At 62.0% G+C, this 14,022-nt stretch carries 9 protein-coding genes and 4 tRNA genes; 6 read left to right on the top strand and 7 right to left on the bottom strand.

From position 1 onward, the window contains the following. Positions 1 to 26 precede the first annotated feature (26 nt). Entirely contained in the window at positions 27 to 1,163 is a 1,137-nt protein-coding gene (locus PSH78_RS07425; RefSeq protein WP_305499479.1) for a catalase family protein, read from the top strand. Between the two features lie 758 nt (positions 1,164 to 1,921). Here the strand turns inward: PSH78_RS07425 and PSH78_RS07420 are convergent. The 4 genes from PSH78_RS07420 to PSH78_RS07405 form a co-directional block, all read right to left on the bottom strand. Continuing rightward, a tRNA-Asp gene (locus PSH78_RS07420) sits at positions 1,922 to 1,998 on the bottom strand. Positions 1,999 to 2,015: 17 nt separating this feature from the next. Then, positions 2,016 to 2,091, bottom strand: a tRNA-Val gene (locus PSH78_RS07415). Positions 2,092 to 2,269: 178 nt separating this feature from the next. Further along, a tRNA-Asp gene (locus PSH78_RS07410) sits at positions 2,270 to 2,346 on the bottom strand. 19 nt (positions 2,347 to 2,365) lie between these two features. Continuing rightward, positions 2,366 to 2,441: transfer RNA gene (locus PSH78_RS07405), tRNA-Val, on the bottom strand. Positions 2,442 to 2,601: 160 nt separating this feature from the next. Here PSH78_RS07405 and rdgC point away from each other — a divergent pair. From rdgC to sugE, 3 genes are all read left to right on the top strand, one after another. Next, positions 2,602 to 3,522, top strand: coding sequence for a recombination-associated protein RdgC (gene rdgC / locus PSH78_RS07400; protein WP_305499478.1), 921 nt, complete (start codon positions 2,602 to 2,604; stop codon positions 3,520 to 3,522). Between the two features lie 142 nt (positions 3,523 to 3,664). Continuing rightward, positions 3,665 to 4,630: a bile acid:sodium symporter family protein gene (locus tag PSH78_RS07395; RefSeq protein WP_305499476.1), complete on the top strand. Its 966-nt coding sequence runs from the start codon at positions 3,665 to 3,667 to the stop codon at positions 4,628 to 4,630. Positions 4,631 to 4,747: 117 nt separating this feature from the next. Next, positions 4,748 to 5,062 (top strand): quaternary ammonium compound efflux SMR transporter SugE, encoded by a 315-nt coding sequence (gene sugE / locus PSH78_RS07390; RefSeq protein WP_305499474.1) that lies wholly within the window; start codon positions 4,748 to 4,750, stop codon positions 5,060 to 5,062. A gap of 103 nt (positions 5,063 to 5,165) precedes the next feature. Here sugE and PSH78_RS07385 read toward each other — a convergent pair whose 3' ends face one another. From PSH78_RS07385 to PSH78_RS07375, 3 genes are all read right to left on the bottom strand, one after another. Further along, positions 5,166 to 7,040 (bottom strand): MFS transporter, encoded by a 1,875-nt coding sequence (locus tag PSH78_RS07385; protein WP_305499473.1) that lies wholly within the window; start codon positions 7,038 to 7,040, stop codon positions 5,166 to 5,168. A gap of 81 nt (positions 7,041 to 7,121) precedes the next feature. After that, positions 7,122 to 8,270 carry a TDT family transporter gene (locus tag PSH78_RS07380; RefSeq protein ID WP_305499471.1) on the bottom strand — a complete coding sequence of 383 codons (1,149 nt, stop codon included), beginning with the start codon at positions 8,268 to 8,270 and terminating at the stop codon, positions 7,122 to 7,124. 104 nt (positions 8,271 to 8,374) lie between these two features. Then, entirely contained in the window at positions 8,375 to 9,568 is a 1,194-nt protein-coding gene (locus PSH78_RS07375; protein ID WP_305499470.1) for an MFS transporter, read from the bottom strand. Between the two features lie 102 nt (positions 9,569 to 9,670). Here PSH78_RS07375 and PSH78_RS07370 point away from each other — a divergent pair, with 102 nt between their 5' ends. Together PSH78_RS07370 and PSH78_RS07365 are read left to right on the top strand one after the other, a co-directional pair. After that, positions 9,671 to 10,210: a TetR/AcrR family transcriptional regulator gene (locus tag PSH78_RS07370; RefSeq protein WP_305499468.1), complete on the top strand. Its 540-nt coding sequence runs from the start codon at positions 9,671 to 9,673 to the stop codon at positions 10,208 to 10,210. A 252-nt stretch (positions 10,211 to 10,462) separates the two neighbouring features. Further along, entirely contained in the window at positions 10,463 to 13,933 is a 3,471-nt protein-coding gene (locus PSH78_RS07365) for a PAS domain-containing hybrid sensor histidine kinase/response regulator (RefSeq protein WP_305499466.1), read from the top strand. Positions 13,934 to 14,022: the final 89 nt, after the last annotated feature.

Raw genomic sequence — 14,022 nt, 5'->3', positions numbered from 1 at the left:
AATATCTCAGGTAAAAGGATTGCCCCATGCTCATAAAGCTCTGGCTGCGCCTCGGCGCCTTTCTGGGCAAGACGCTCCTCTGGCTGCTGGGCATCGGCCTGCTCGGCTGGGCCCTGGCCACGGCCTGGTTCGCCTGGCAACACAGCGGGCCGGTCCCGGACAGGGAACAGATACCGCCCGGTGAAAGCGCCATGACCCAGGACATCATCCAGACCGCCATCCGCATCGTCGACCAGCACCGCGAAGGCACGCGCTACCTGCGCGATGCCCATGCCAAGGCCCACGGCTGCGTGATGGCCGAAGTCCAAGTGCCCGGCGATCTGCCGGCACCGTTGCGCCAGGGCGTATTCGCCGAACCGGGCAAGACCTGGCAGGCGACGATCCGCCTGTCCAACGGCAACGCTTATCCACAGTTCGACAGCCTGCGCGATGCACGAGGGATGGCCATCAAGCTGCTGGATGTGCCTGGCAAGCAATTGCTCGCTGACCGGCAATCGCAGGGCGAGCAGGACTTCGTGATGTTCAATCATCCGAACTTCTTTGTCAGCGATGTCGCCGAATACCGTCAGAACGTGGCGGCCCAGGCTGACGGAAAAAAGGCGATGGCTTTCTTTCCGAGCCTGGACCCACGCAGCTGGCAGATCCGTCATCTGTTCATCGCCCTGGCGACGCTCTCCCCGCCTCCGGCGAGCCCGACCCAGACCACTTATTTCTCGGTATCGCCGTACAAGTTCGGCGCGGCCAATGCCAAATTTCGCGTTGCGCCGGATCCGGACAACTGCCCAGCCTACACCCTGCCCAAGCAGAACCAGGACCTGCCGAATTTCTTGCGCAGCGCACTGACTCAGCAGTTATCCACAGACCGCGTGCCGGCCTGTTTTGTGCTGCAGATCCAGCGTCAGGACCCGGGCAAATACATGCCGATCGAAGACACCAGCATCGAGTGGCAGGAAAGCGATGCGCCGTTCGAGACGGTGGCGCGGATCAAGGTGCCGGCTCAGGACTTCGATACGCCCAAGCTGAACTTGGCCTGCGATAACCAGTCGTTCAATCCGTGGTTTGGGCTTGAGGCGCATCGGCCCATCGGTGGTATCAATCGTTTGCGTAAAGCGGTGTATGAGGCGGTCAGCGATTATCGGCATAGTCGGAATGCTGAGCAGTAGGTGGTGGTGGGTGTGGTGTGGTGTGGTGTGGTGTGGTGTGGTGTGGTGTGGTGTGGCGTGGCGTGCGTGTATATCCGTCTCTGCGGTAACGGCCGCTTATGGTTCCGCTTTTACAGCGGCTCACTTTTAAGAGGCGCAAAAGTAAGCAAAACGCCTTTGCCCCACCACTCGGCACCTCGCCTAGGCTCGGTGTGCCCTCTCTCCGGCATTGCTCCGTGGGCCCGCCGCGAAGGGCCGTCCCTGGCCCAGCGCGGCTATCCCGGCATCCATGCCGGGATGCCCACTCCACAATGCCTGCGTTCGGCCAGCGTGGTTAACGGGGCGCCGAAATCAACGTCCACCGCGAGGCGGCCTTAGAGCCGACCTGGTTTTGGTTGACCGTGTTCATCCTATGGGAGACACCTGTGGGAGCGAGCCTGCTCGCGAAAGCGGTGTCATGGTCGATGAAAACGCTGGATGTGCCGGCCTCTTCGCGAGCAGGCTCGCTCCCACAGTTGGATCGGAGTACGACTGGGAGAGCCAGGCCGGCTTTAAGGCCGCCTCGCGGTGGACAGTGGTGGGGCTAAAACGTTTACGCTTGATAAAAGTGAGTCGCTGTAAAAGCGAAACCGCCAGCGCCCACTACCGCAGAAACGGATATACACACCACTCTGAGAAAGACAGATATCGAAAGCAAAAAAAACGGCGCCTTTCCTCTCTTAAAGGAAAAGCGCCGCTTCTGGCGGGTACCTGGCGTTCAGCGTTCCAGATACCAAATATGGCGCAGCGGACGGGACTCGAACCCGCGACCCCCGGCGTGACAGGCCGGTATTCTAACCGACTGAACTACCGCTGCGCGTAACATTGAAAGTTTGGTGGGTGATGACGGGATCGAACCGCCGACATTCTGCTTGTAAGGCAGACGCTCTCCCGGCTGAGCTAATCACCCTGCACTTTCGATGCGGGGCGCATTCTCTCACAGTTTTCTATAACGTGCTGATTTAATTGATAAATCCAGCAAAAAAAAATGTGATTCAAGCGCACCACAGAAACTCCAGACAGCAAAAAGCCCGCGTTAGCGGGCTTTCTGTGGTCACCTGGCGTTCAGTGTTCCAGATTACCGAATATGGCGCAGCGGACGGGACTCGAACCCGCGACCCCCGGCGTGACAGGCCGGTATTCTAACCGACTGAACTACCGCTGCGCATAACACTTGAAGCGAATGGTGGGTGATGACGGGATCGAACCGCCGACATTCTGCTTGTAAGGCAGACGCTCTCCCGGCTGAGCTAATCACCCTTCGCTTTCGGTGTGGCGCGCATTCTACGGAGCACTCCCCAAGCTGGCAAGCACTTTTTAAATTAATTTTTTCAGGCCTTCCAAAGGCTTAGCGAAGGGTTGGCCTATGGCGCCGCGAAGAGAATAATGCCCCCCTTTGTATAAAGGAGAGACTCACCCCATGTGGTTCAAGAACCTGCTTATCTATCGCCTGACCCAAGATCTGCCTGTTGATGCCGAGGCGTTGGAAACTGCACTGGCGAGCAAACTGGCACGCCCCTGTGCAAGCCAGGAGTTGACCACTTACGGTTTCGTCGCGCCATTTGGCAAAGGCGAAGACGCACCCCTGGTGCATGTCAGCCAGGATTTCCTGCTGATTGCCGCACGCAAGGAAGAACGCATCCTGCCGGGCAGCGTCGTCCGTGACGCGGTCAAGGAAAAGGTCGAAGAGATCGAAGCCGAGCAGATGCGCAAGGTCTATAAAAAGGAACGGGACCAGATCAAGGATGAAATCATCCAGGCCTTCCTGCCTCGCGCCTTCATCCGCCGTTCGTCCACGTTCGCCGCGATCGCGCCGAAACAGGGCCTGATCCTGGTCAACTCGGCCAGCCCGAAACGCGCCGAAGACCTGCTTTCGACCCTGCGCGAAGTCATCGGCACGCTGCCGGTGCGCCCGCTGACAGTGAAGACGGCCCCGACCGCGATCATGACCGACTGGGTCAAGACCCAGAAAGCCGCGGACGATTTCTTCGTGCTGGACGAATGCGAACTGCGCGATACCCATGAAGATGGCGGCATCGTCCGTTGCAAGCGCCAGGACCTGACCAGCGACGAAATCCAGCTGCACCTGAACACCGGCAAGGTGGTGACGCAACTGTCGCTGGCCTGGCAGGACAAATTGTCCTTCGTCCTCGACGACAAGATGGTGGTCAAGCGCCTGAAGTTCGAAGACCTGCTGCAAGACCAGGCGGAACAGGACGGCGGCGACGAAGCCCTCGGCCAACTGGACGCCAGCTTCACCCTGATGATGCTGACGTTCGGCGAGTTCCTGCCGGCGCTGGTTGAAGCGCTGGGCGGTGAAGAGATTCCGCAAGGGATCTAAAAGTAGCGGATAGCCCCTGTGGGAGCGAGCCTGCTCGCGAAAGCGGTATGACAGCCACAGCGATGTTGACTGACACCCCGCTTTCGCGAGCAGGCTCGCTCCCACAAGGGTATTCGGTGTTTTTTATAACAAGGATCAGATCATGCGTGCACTGGCTGCATTGAGCCGCTTCGTCGGCAATACGTTCGCTTACTGGGTGTTGCTGTTCGCCGTCGTGGCGTTCTTTCTGCCGACCTGGTTCATCGGTCTCAAAAGCGCCATTGTGCCGCTGCTGGGCCTGGTGATGTTCGGCATGGGCCTCGCGCTGAAGCTGGAAGACTTTGCCGAGGTGGCTCGTCGCCCTGGACGGGTGGCCCTGGGTGTGATTGCCCAGTTCGTGATCATGCCGGGGACAGCATGGCTGCTTTGCCAGGTTTTCAGCCTGCCGCCGGAAATCGCCGTCGGCGTGATTCTGGTGGGTTGCTGCCCGAGCGGCACGTCGTCCAACGTGATGACCTGGCTCGCCCGCGGCGACCTGGCCCTGGCTGTAGCGATATCCGCCATCACAACCCTGCTTGCCCCGCTGCTGACCCCGACGCTGATATGGCTGCTGGCCTCGGCCTGGCTGCCGGTGTCGTTCTCGGCATTGTTCTGGTCGATACTGCAAATTGTGTTGCTGCCCATCGCACTGGGTATCGTTGCCCAACGTTTGTTGGGTGCGCGGGTCCGTCATGCCGTAGAGGTGCTGCCGCTGGTATCGGTGGTCAGTATCGTGATCATCGTTGCGGCGGTGGTGGCAGCCAGCCAAGCGAAGATCGCTGAGTCCGGCCTGCTGATCATGGCAATCGTGATCCTGCATAACAGCTTCGGCTACCTGCTGGGGTATTTCACCGGTCGGCTTTTCGGGCTGCCGTTGGCCCAACGCAAGACGTTGTCGCTGGAAGTCGGCATGCAGAACTCCGGCCTCGGTGCGGCATTGGCCAGCGCACACTTTTCGCCGCTGGCGGCAGTGCCCAGCGCGCTGTTCAGCGTCTGGCACAACATTTCCGGCGCCCTGCTCTCGACCTGGTTCCGGCGCATGAGCGAAAAACAGGACCGCGAAGCGCTCGCCCGACAAACCGCGGACTGACCGGCGGACTTGACCGAATAGTCAGCATTGGGCACTCTTGCGCCCAATGCGGGGACGACCCCGCAACGCCATGAAGTTTTTATCCGGGGACGACCCCATCCATCGATGAGGTGTGTGATGTCCTGGATCATTCTGTTTTTCGCCGGCCTGTTCGAAGTCGGCTGGGCTGTCGGCCTGAAGTACACCGACGGCTTCAGCCGCCCGCTCCCTACCGCACTGACAATCGCCGCCATGGCGATCAGCCTCGGCCTGCTCGGCCTGGCGATGAAGGAGTTGCCCCTGGGTACCGCCTATGCCATCTGGACCGGGGTCGGTGCCGTGGGCACGGTGATCGCCGGGATCATCCTGTTTGGCGAGTCGATGGCGCTGATTCGGCTGGCCAGCGTCGCGCTGATCATCGCCGGGCTGGTCGGGCTCAAGGTCAGCGCTTAAGCCACTGCCCATTCGCGAGCAGGCTCGCTCCCACATTCGACCGCATCCACTCGGTCAAGGGTGGGAGCGAGCCTGCTCGCGAAGAGGCCCGCAAGATCACCTGTTATCTGACCGCCCCGCGCAGCTCTCCGACCAACGCCTGCAACTTCGCCGGCTCCGCCGCCTCGACCGCCACCGCCGTCCCCGCCACCAACGTCACCCGCGACCAGAACCGCCGAAACAGCCCCTTGCTCGGATCACGGCTGAAAAAGCTGCCCCACAAGCCCTGCAATGCCAGGGGAATCACCGGCACCGGGGTTTCCTGAAGGATGCGCGTCAGCCCGCTCTTGAACTCGTTGATCTCACCGTCAGCGGTCAATTTTCCTTCAGGGAAAATGCACACCAGCTCACCGTCCTTCAGGTACTGGGCGATGCGGCTGAAGGCCTTTTCATAGATGTGGATATCTTCCTGGCGCCCGGCAATCGGAATGGTCCCGGCGGTGCGGAAGATGAAGTTCAGGATCGGCAGGTTGTAGATCTTGTAGTACATCACAAAACGAATCGGCCGACGCACCGCGCCGCCAATCAGCAAGGCATCGACAAACGATACGTGATTGCATACCAGTAATGCCGCACCTTCATCCGGGATCGCTTGCAGGTTGCGATGCTCCACGCGATACATGGAATGGCTGAGCAGCCAGATCATGAAGCGCATGCTGAACTCGGGGACGATCTTGAAGATGTAGGCGTTGACGCCGATGTTCAGCAGCGACACCACCAGGAACAGCTGCGGGATGGACAGCTTGGCCAGGCTCAGCAGGACGATGGAAACGATCGCCGAGACCACCATGAACAAGGCGTTGAGAATGTTGTTGGCGGCGATCACTCGCGCCCGCTCGTTTTCAACGGTGCGCGACTGGATCAATGCATACAGCGGCACGATGTAGAAACCGCCAAAGATACCCAGCCCGAGGATGTCGATCAGCACCAGCCAGGCGTGGCCGAAACCCAGAATTTGCAGCCAGCCGTGGCCGTCGACGCTGGCGGGGATTCCACCGGAATGCCACCACAACAGCAAGCCGAACACCGTCAGCCCGAACGAGCCGAACGGCACCAGGCCGATTTCCACTTTGCGCCCCGAGAGCCTTTCGCAGAGCATCGAGCCCAGGGCGATCCCCACCGAAAATACGGTCAGGATCAGCGTTACGACGGTTTCGTCGCCGTGCATCCATTCCTTGGCGTAGGCCGGGATCTGCGTGAGATAGATCGCGCCGACAAACCAGAACCAGGAATTGCCGACAATCGAGCGGGACACCGCCGGGGTCTGCCCGAGGCCCAGCTTCAGGGTCGCCCAGGACTGGCTGAAGATGTTCCAGTTCAAGCGCATCTGCGGCGAGGCTGCCGCCGCCCGCGGAATGCCGCGGCTGGCCAGGTAGCCGGCCACGGCGATGCCGACAATCGCCACCGACACCACGGGCGCGTAATTGGCCGCGGACATCATGATCCCGGCGCCAATGGTGCCGGCGAGAATCGCCAGGAACGTCCCCATCTCCACCAGGCCGTTGCCGCCGACCAGTTCATCTTCGCGCAAGGCTTGCGGCAGGATCGAATACTTCACCGGCCCGAACAGCGCCGAGTGCGTGCCCATGGCGAACAGCGCCACCAGCATCAGCCACAGATGATCGAACAGGAAACCCACCGCGCCGACCGCCATGATCGCGATTTCGCCAAGCTTGATCAGGCGAATCAACGCATCCTTGGCGAATTTTTCGCCGAACTGGCCCGCCAGCGCCGAGAACAGGAAGAACGGCAGAATGAACAGCAGCGCACACAGATTGACCCAGATCGAGCGGTCACCCTCGATGGTCAATTTATAGAGGATGGCAAGGATCAGCGACTGCTTGAAGATATTGTCGTTGAACGCGCCGAGGGACTGCGTGATGAAGAACGGCAGGAAACGCCGCGTGCGAAGCAAGGTGAACTGCGAGGGGTGACTCATCTTCCATGTTCCTGAGTGGCTTGGACGCTTATTGGAATGACGCTTTTTCGATCCAGGCCACACATTACCTGTCTTTGACGATTATTTCCCCAGCCCCGCAATACAAGGCGACACGAACAACTCACCATGCCAGGCGCCCAGCACCGTGCGCCGGGCGACGATCAGCCACATCACCGCCAGCATCACCACCAGTGCGCAACCCAGCAGGTTGAAAAATACCAGCCCCAGCACGCTCGCCAGTTTCAGCGTGGTCAGTGCGTACACGCCCAAGGGAAAGGTGAAGCCCCACCAGCCGAGATTGAACGGGATGCCTTCGCGCAAATAGCGCCCGGTGATCAACAGCGCCATCAACATCCACCACAAACCCAAGCCCCACAGGGTGATGCCGGCCACCAGCCCCAGCCCCGAGGCAACCTCGCCCACGCCCGGCAAGCCATTGGCGGCGAAAATCAGCGGTGCCTCGCCCCCCAGCAGCAACATGCCCAAGGCGCCCGTGCCGATGGGGCCCAGGGCCAGCCAGCTCGAAGCGGCCATGTTTTCGTGGGGCAGTTTGTGCAGGGCCATGCGCAGCAGCAGGATGGTCAGAATGCTGAACGCCACCGGCAGGGAAAATGCCCACAACACATAGCTGATGACCAACATGACCAATTGCGAATGGGCGTCGCCAAGGTGTGGCGCCAGCAGCCCGCCGCTGGCAGCGGCAACCTCGGCGGCCACCACGGGCAACAGCCACACAGCGGTCATCTGGTCGATGCGATGTTCCTGGCGGGTGAACATCAGGAACGGAATCAGCACGCCGCAGGCCAGCGACATCGCCACGTCGATCCACCACAACACCTCTGCCACCGCCACCACGCCATCTCCCCAGCGCGGCAACCCGAACACCAGAAAGCCGTTGATGATCGTCGCCAGGCCCATGGGAATGGTGCCGAAAAACATCGAGACCGTTGAATGGCCGAAAACTCGCCGGGCCTCGTTGAAAAAAAGCATCCAGCGAGCGCTGTACAGCCCGGTGAACAGAGCAAACAGGAAAATGTTGAACAACCACAGCCCTTCAGCAAATGCGTGCAATCCGGCATTGCCGCCTGGCACTTGCGCCAGGGCCAATGCCAGCACGCCAGTCCCCATGGTGGCGGCGAACCAGTTCGGGGTGAATTGTCGGACGACCTCCAAGGGTCCGGCCAAGTGGCTCAGCGGGCGTAAACGGTTTTTCGCAGCGCAGCAAGTCATGGTCAATCCTCGTTATCGGATGAGGTAAAGCCATGCTAGAACTGAAAAGAATATCTATATAACGGGTAATTTCTCTATATCTATTCTGTTTTACAGATAAGCGCTCACGATCCCACCCCTTCCGCCAGCGGTTTTGCAGGCTGGCGCAGCAAGCCCGCCAGCGCACCGACCGCCATCACAATCAGCACGGCGCCGTAGCCATCGGTGGTCGGAATCAGCCCGAAAATACGCGTGAGGTTTCCCGCCAGCAACGAAGGCAGGCTGAAGGCCAGGTAACTGAGCACGTAGAACGCCGACATCAGGCCGGCCCGTTCGTGGGGCAAGGCCAGCGGCATGATGCTGCGCAGGGCGCCGAGGAATCCCGCGCCAAAACCGCTGCCCGTGATCAAGGTGCCAATGAAAAACCACGGCAGGCTGGCCGTGTGTATGGCCGTCAATACCAGGCCCAGGCCGAGCACCAATAGGCTGGCGCCAAGCCGCAGCATCGTTGTTGCCGCCCGGTTACGCAGCGTGTAGATCGATAAGGCGCCACTGAGGGTGAGCACAGCCACCAGCGCGCCGCCAATCAGGTTCGATGTCGAACCGGTCGCGGCCCGCACCAATGATGGCGCCAGGGACAAATAGAATCCCCCGACGGCCCAAGCCGCCAGGTCCAGAGGCAATATCAGCCACAAGGCGCGCCGGGCCTGGACAGGTACATGCAAAGTCGGGCGCAACGATCGCCAGGCCCCGGGCTGCGGGCTGACGCTTTCCGCCAGGCGCCACAGGTAAATCGCCTGGAGGAGAAACAATGCCAGCAGCAGCCAATACGTCAATTGCAGCGGCATCGGCGCGAACTCAGCCAGCAGGCCGCAGCCCATCGCGCCACACGCCATGCCGAGCAATGGCGCCACGCTGGTGATCAGCGGCCCCTGCTGACGATCGAAGTCCAGCAACGCCGCCCCCAATACACTGGTGGCCATTCCGGTGGCAAAACCCTGTATCAAACGCGCACCGATCAACCAGGCGACGCTGTCGGCGTTGATAAACAGCAGCATCGCCAGCATGTTGAGCAGCAATGCCGCAAAGATCACCGGCTTGCGACCGAGGTAATCGGACAGCGAACCGACGACCAGCAAAGCCGCCAGCAGACTGAACGCGTACACGCCGAAGATCAGTGTCAGGATCGCCGGGGAAAACTGCATATGTTCCTGGTAGAGGTGATACAACGGCGTCGGCGCGCTGGACGCCGCCAGGAAGCCGAGCAAGGTGAGCGCCAGAAATATCAGGCTGGCGCGGGTCGAAGCTGGACGAGACATGGGCACGCTCCACAAGGCATTCACAAAAGCTAATTTTTTGCTTTTGCGGAGTGTGCTACCGGCATGCGCTTAAAGCAAATTCTTTGTGTTAAGGTCCGATTCATGGCTATTAAAGAAGGTTTACGCCCCGGCGGCAGAAGCGCCCGGGTCCAAGAGTCGATTCATTCGGCCGTTCGCGCGTTATTGCAGGAGCAGGATCGCGCCAGCCTGACCGTGCCGCAAATTGCCGCGCGCGCCGGGGTAACGCCGTCCACCATTTATCGGCGCTGGGGCGATCTGCAGGCGCTACTGGCCGATGTCGCCATCGCACGCATGCGCCCGGACGGCGAGCCGGCCAATACCGGCAGCCTGCGCGGCGACTTGCGTGCCTGGGCCGAGCAGTATCTGGACGAAATGAGTTCCGAGCCCGGCCGCAACATGATGCGCGACATCCAGGCCTGCGCCACGCCGGGCTATTGCGTGGGCATCATCAGCGGCCAGTTGCAGATCATCCTGGACCGCTATCCCGATGAGCCGAACCCGGGCATCGAGCGGCTGGTGAATGTGATCGTCGCGCCGACGGTGTTTCGTATCCTCTTTGCCACTGCGCCGCTGGAGGTTGAGGAGTTGTATCGGTTGGTTGATATCGCGCTGGGTCAGTAAGGCCGCTTTCGCGAGCAGGCTCGCTCCCACATGGGACCTCCAGCGGGCATAAAATTTGTGTGCACCGCAGATCCACTGTGGGAGCGAGCCTGCTCGCGAAGAGGCCCGAAAGCACACCCGATAACCTGAGCATCCCACCCCACCCGCGACACCCCGCCACGCCCCGACCTTGGTCGACACTGACGAACCCGAGCGGGCATGCGAGACTGTCTTGCCGGGCCCGAGCCCGGGGATATTTGTCCGGGAGTTTCCATGTCGCTGTCCAGCGGGCTGATTGCCGTTGTCGCCCTGGCCTATATGGCCATCATGTTTGCCATCGCCTTCTACGGCGACCGACGCAGCACGCCGTTGCCGCCGCGCGTGCGGGCCTGGGTCTACAGCCTGTCGCTGGCGGTCTATTGCACCAGTTGGACGTTCTTTGGCGCCGTGGGCCAGGCCGCCGAACAGCTCTGGTCGTTCCTGCCGATCTACCTCGGGCCGATCCTGCTGCTGGTGTTCGCGCCGTGGGTCCTGCAGAAAATGGTGATGATCAGCAAGCAGGAGAACATCACCTCCATTGCCGACTTCATCGCCGCCCGCTACGGCAAGTCGCAGTCCCTGGCGATTGTGGTCGCCCTGATCTGCCTCGTCGGCGTGCTGCCCTACATCGCCTTGCAGCTCAAGGGCATCGTGCTCGGGGTGAACCTGCTGATCGGCGCCGGCGCGGACGCCATGGGCACCCGGGCCCAGGACACCGCCCTGATCGTCTCGCTGATCCTGGCGCTGTTCACCATCGTCTTCGGTACCCGCAACCTGGACGCCACCGAGCACCATCGCGGCATGGTCCTGGCGATTGCCTTCGAGTCGCTGGTCAAGCTGTTCGCCTTCCTGGCCGTCGGCGCGTTTGTCACGTTTGGCCTCTATGACGGTTTTGATGACCTGTTCAACCAGGCGATGCTGGCGCCCCGCCTGGAGCAATACTGGAAGGAAACCATCAACTGGCCGTCCATGGTCGTGCAAACCGGCGTGGCGATGATGGCGATCATCTGCCTGCCCCGGCAATTCCATGTGACCGTGGTCGAGAACATCGACCCGCAGGACCTGCGCCTGGCCAAGTGGGTGTTTCCCGCGTACCTGGCGCTGGCCGCGCTGTTCGTGGTACCGATCGCCCTGGCCGGGCAGATGATGCTGCCCAGTTCGGTGCTGCCGGATTCGTTCGTCATCAGCCTGCCGCTGGCCCAGGCCCATCCGGCCCTGGCGGTACTGGCGTTCATCGGCGGCGCGTCGGCCGCGACCGGCATGGTCATCGTGGCGAGTGTCGCCCTGTCGACCATGGTCTCCAACGACATGCTGTTGCCCTGGTTGTTGCGCCGCAACAACGCCGAGCGACCCTTCGAGGTGTTCCGCCAGTGGATGCTGTCGGTACGCCGGGTGAGCATCGTCGCGATCCTGCTGCTGGCTTACGTCAGTTACCGGCTGCTGGGATCGACGGCGAGCCTGGCGACCATCGGCCAGATCGCTTTCGCCGCCGTGACCCAATTGGCGCCGGCCATGCTTGGCGCGCTGTACTGGAAGCAGGCGAACCGACGCGGCGTATTCGCCGGCCTCGCCACGGGAATTTTCCTCTGGTTTTATACGCTGGTGCTGCCGATCGCCGCCCACAGCCTGGGCTGGTCACTGAGCAGTTTTCCCGGCCTTGCCTGGCTGCACGGCAACCCGCTGGACCTGCCGATTACTCCGCTGACGCAAGGGGTCGTCTTGTCCCTGGCCGGCAACTTCATCCTGTTCGCCTGGGTCTCGGTGTTGTCCCGCACCCGCGTGTCGGAGCACTGGCAGGCCGGGCGCTTCATCGGCCAGGAAATCAGCGCCCGCCCCAACCCGCGTTCGATGCTCGCGGTGCAGATCGACGATCTGCTGCAACTGGCCGCCCGGTTCGTCGGCGAAGAGCGCGCGCGCCAGAGCTTCATCCGCTTCGCCTATCGCCAGGGCAAAGGCTTCAACCCGAGCCAGAACGCTGACAGCGAGTGGATCGCCCACACCGAGCGCCTGCTGGCCGGTGTGCTGGGAGCCTCTTCAACGCGGGCGGTGGTGAAGGCGGCGATCGAAGGTCGCGAGATGCAGTTGGAAGACGTCGTGCGGATCGCCGACGAAGCGTCCGAGGTGCTGCAATTCAATCGCGCGCTGCTGCAAGGCGCCATCGAAAACATCACCCAAGGCATCAGCGTGGTCGACCAGTCCCTAAGGCTGGTGGCCTGGAATCGTCGTTACCTGGAGCTGTTCAATTACCCCGACGGCCTGATCAGCGTCGGCCGGCCGATCGCCGACATCATCCGCTACAACGCCGAACGCGGCCTCTGCGGGCCCGGCGAGGCCGAGGTCCATGTCGCCCGCCGCCTGCACTGGATGCGCCAGGGCCGCGCGCATACCTCGGAACGGCTGTTCCCCAACGGCCGGGTGATCGAGCTGATCGGCAACCCGATGCCCGGTGGCGGCTTTGTCATGAGTTTCACTGACATCACCGCGTTCCGCGAAGCCGCCCAAGCCTTGACCGAAGCCAACGAAGGGCTGGAGCAACGCGTGGCCGAGCGCACCCGGGAACTGTCGCAGCTGAACCTGGCGCTGACCGAGGCCAAGAGCACCGCAGAAGCCGCCTATCAGTCCAAGACCCGCTTCCTTGCCGCCGTCAGCCATGACCTGATGCAGCCGCTGAATGCCGCGCGGCTGTTTTCCGCCGCGCTGTCCCACCAGCATGACAGCTTGCCCGGCGAAGCCCGGCAACTGGTGCAGCACCTGGACAGCTCGCTGCGTTCGGCGGAAGACCTGATCACCGACCTGCTGGACATCTCCCGCCTGGAGAACGGCAAGATCAACCCCGACCGCAAGCCCTTCGTGCTCAACGACCTGTTCGATACCCTGGGCGCCGAATTCACCGTGCTGGCCCAAGAGCAAGGGCTCAAGTTCCGCGTTCGTGGCTCGCGGCTGCGGGTCGACAGCGACATCAAGCTGCTCCGGCGGATTTTGCAGAACTTCCTCACCAATGCCTTCCGCTACGCCAAAGGTCCCGTGCTGCTGGGGGTGCGCCGCCGCCAGGGCGAGCTGTGCCTGGAGGTCTGGGATCGCGGCCCCGGCATTGCCGAAGACAAACAGCAGGTCATTTTCGAAGAATTCAAACGCCTCGACAGCCATCAGACCCGCGCCGAAAAAGGCCTCGGCCTCGGCCTGGCGATCGCCGACGGCCTGTGCCGCGTTCTTGATCACCGGTTGCGCGTGCGTTCCTGGCTGGGGCGCGGCAGCGTGTTCAGTGTCAGCGTGCCGCTGGCCAGCACCCAGGCCGCTGCTCCCAGTATCGCGCCCGAACCCAACGGCCAATTGCCGAGCGGGGCCCAGGTGCTGTGTGTGGATAACGAGGACAGCATCCTGATCGGCATGAGCAGTTTGCTGACGCGTTGGGGATGCCAGGTCTGGACCGCGCGCAACCGCGAAGAATGCGAGCGCTGGCTCGCCCAGGGCGGGCGTCCGCAATTGGCCCTGGTGGATTTCCATCTGGACGACGGCGAGACGGGCACCGAGCTGATGGCCTGGCTGCGCACGCGCCTGGGCAAACCGGTGCCGGGGGTGGTGATCAGTGCCGACGGCCGGCCCGAGACGGTGGCGCAAGTGCACGCGGCGGGGTTGGACTACCTGGCCAAACCGGTGAAGCCGGCGGCGTTGCGGGCGTTGTTGAGTCGGCATTTGCCGTTGTAGTAAAGCAGGGGCACGCCCCCCGTGGCGAGGGAGCTTGCTCCCGCTGGGCTGCGCAGCGGCCCCCTTTTTTGTGAGTGCTGCGCACTCAA

This window comes from Pseudomonas sp. FP198, assembly GCF_030687895.1.
In the GTDB taxonomy this organism is placed as follows: domain Bacteria; phylum Pseudomonadota; class Gammaproteobacteria; order Pseudomonadales; family Pseudomonadaceae; genus Aquipseudomonas.
Note: the sequence above shows the minus strand (reverse complement) of the source record. Positions and strands in the feature narration are given on the sequence as shown.

Excerpts from the sequence above, each read along its gene's own strand:
- rdgC (WP_305499478.1), top strand. The coding sequence starts at position 2,602 with ATGTGGTTCAAGAACCTGCTTATCTATCGCCTGACCCAAGATCTGCCT.
- sugE (WP_305499474.1), top strand. The coding sequence starts at position 4,748 with ATGTCCTGGATCATTCTGTTTTTCGCCGGCCTGTTCGAAGTCGGCTGG.
- PSH78_RS07380 (WP_305499471.1), bottom strand. The coding sequence starts at position 8,270 with ATGACTTGCTGCGCTGCGAAAAACCGTTTACGCCCGCTGAGCCACTTG.
- PSH78_RS07425 (WP_305499479.1), top strand. The coding sequence starts at position 27 with ATGCTCATAAAGCTCTGGCTGCGCCTCGGCGCCTTTCTGGGCAAGACG.
- PSH78_RS07375 (WP_305499470.1), bottom strand. The coding sequence starts at position 9,568 with ATGTCTCGTCCAGCTTCGACCCGCGCCAGCCTGATATTTCTGGCGCTC.
- PSH78_RS07395 (WP_305499476.1), top strand. The coding sequence starts at position 3,665 with ATGCGTGCACTGGCTGCATTGAGCCGCTTCGTCGGCAATACGTTCGCT.
- PSH78_RS07385 (WP_305499473.1), bottom strand. The coding sequence starts at position 7,040 with ATGAGTCACCCCTCGCAGTTCACCTTGCTTCGCACGCGGCGTTTCCTG.
- PSH78_RS07365 (WP_305499466.1), top strand. The coding sequence starts at position 10,463 with ATGTCGCTGTCCAGCGGGCTGATTGCCGTTGTCGCCCTGGCCTATATG.
- PSH78_RS07370 (WP_305499468.1), top strand. The coding sequence starts at position 9,671 with ATGGCTATTAAAGAAGGTTTACGCCCCGGCGGCAGAAGCGCCCGGGTC.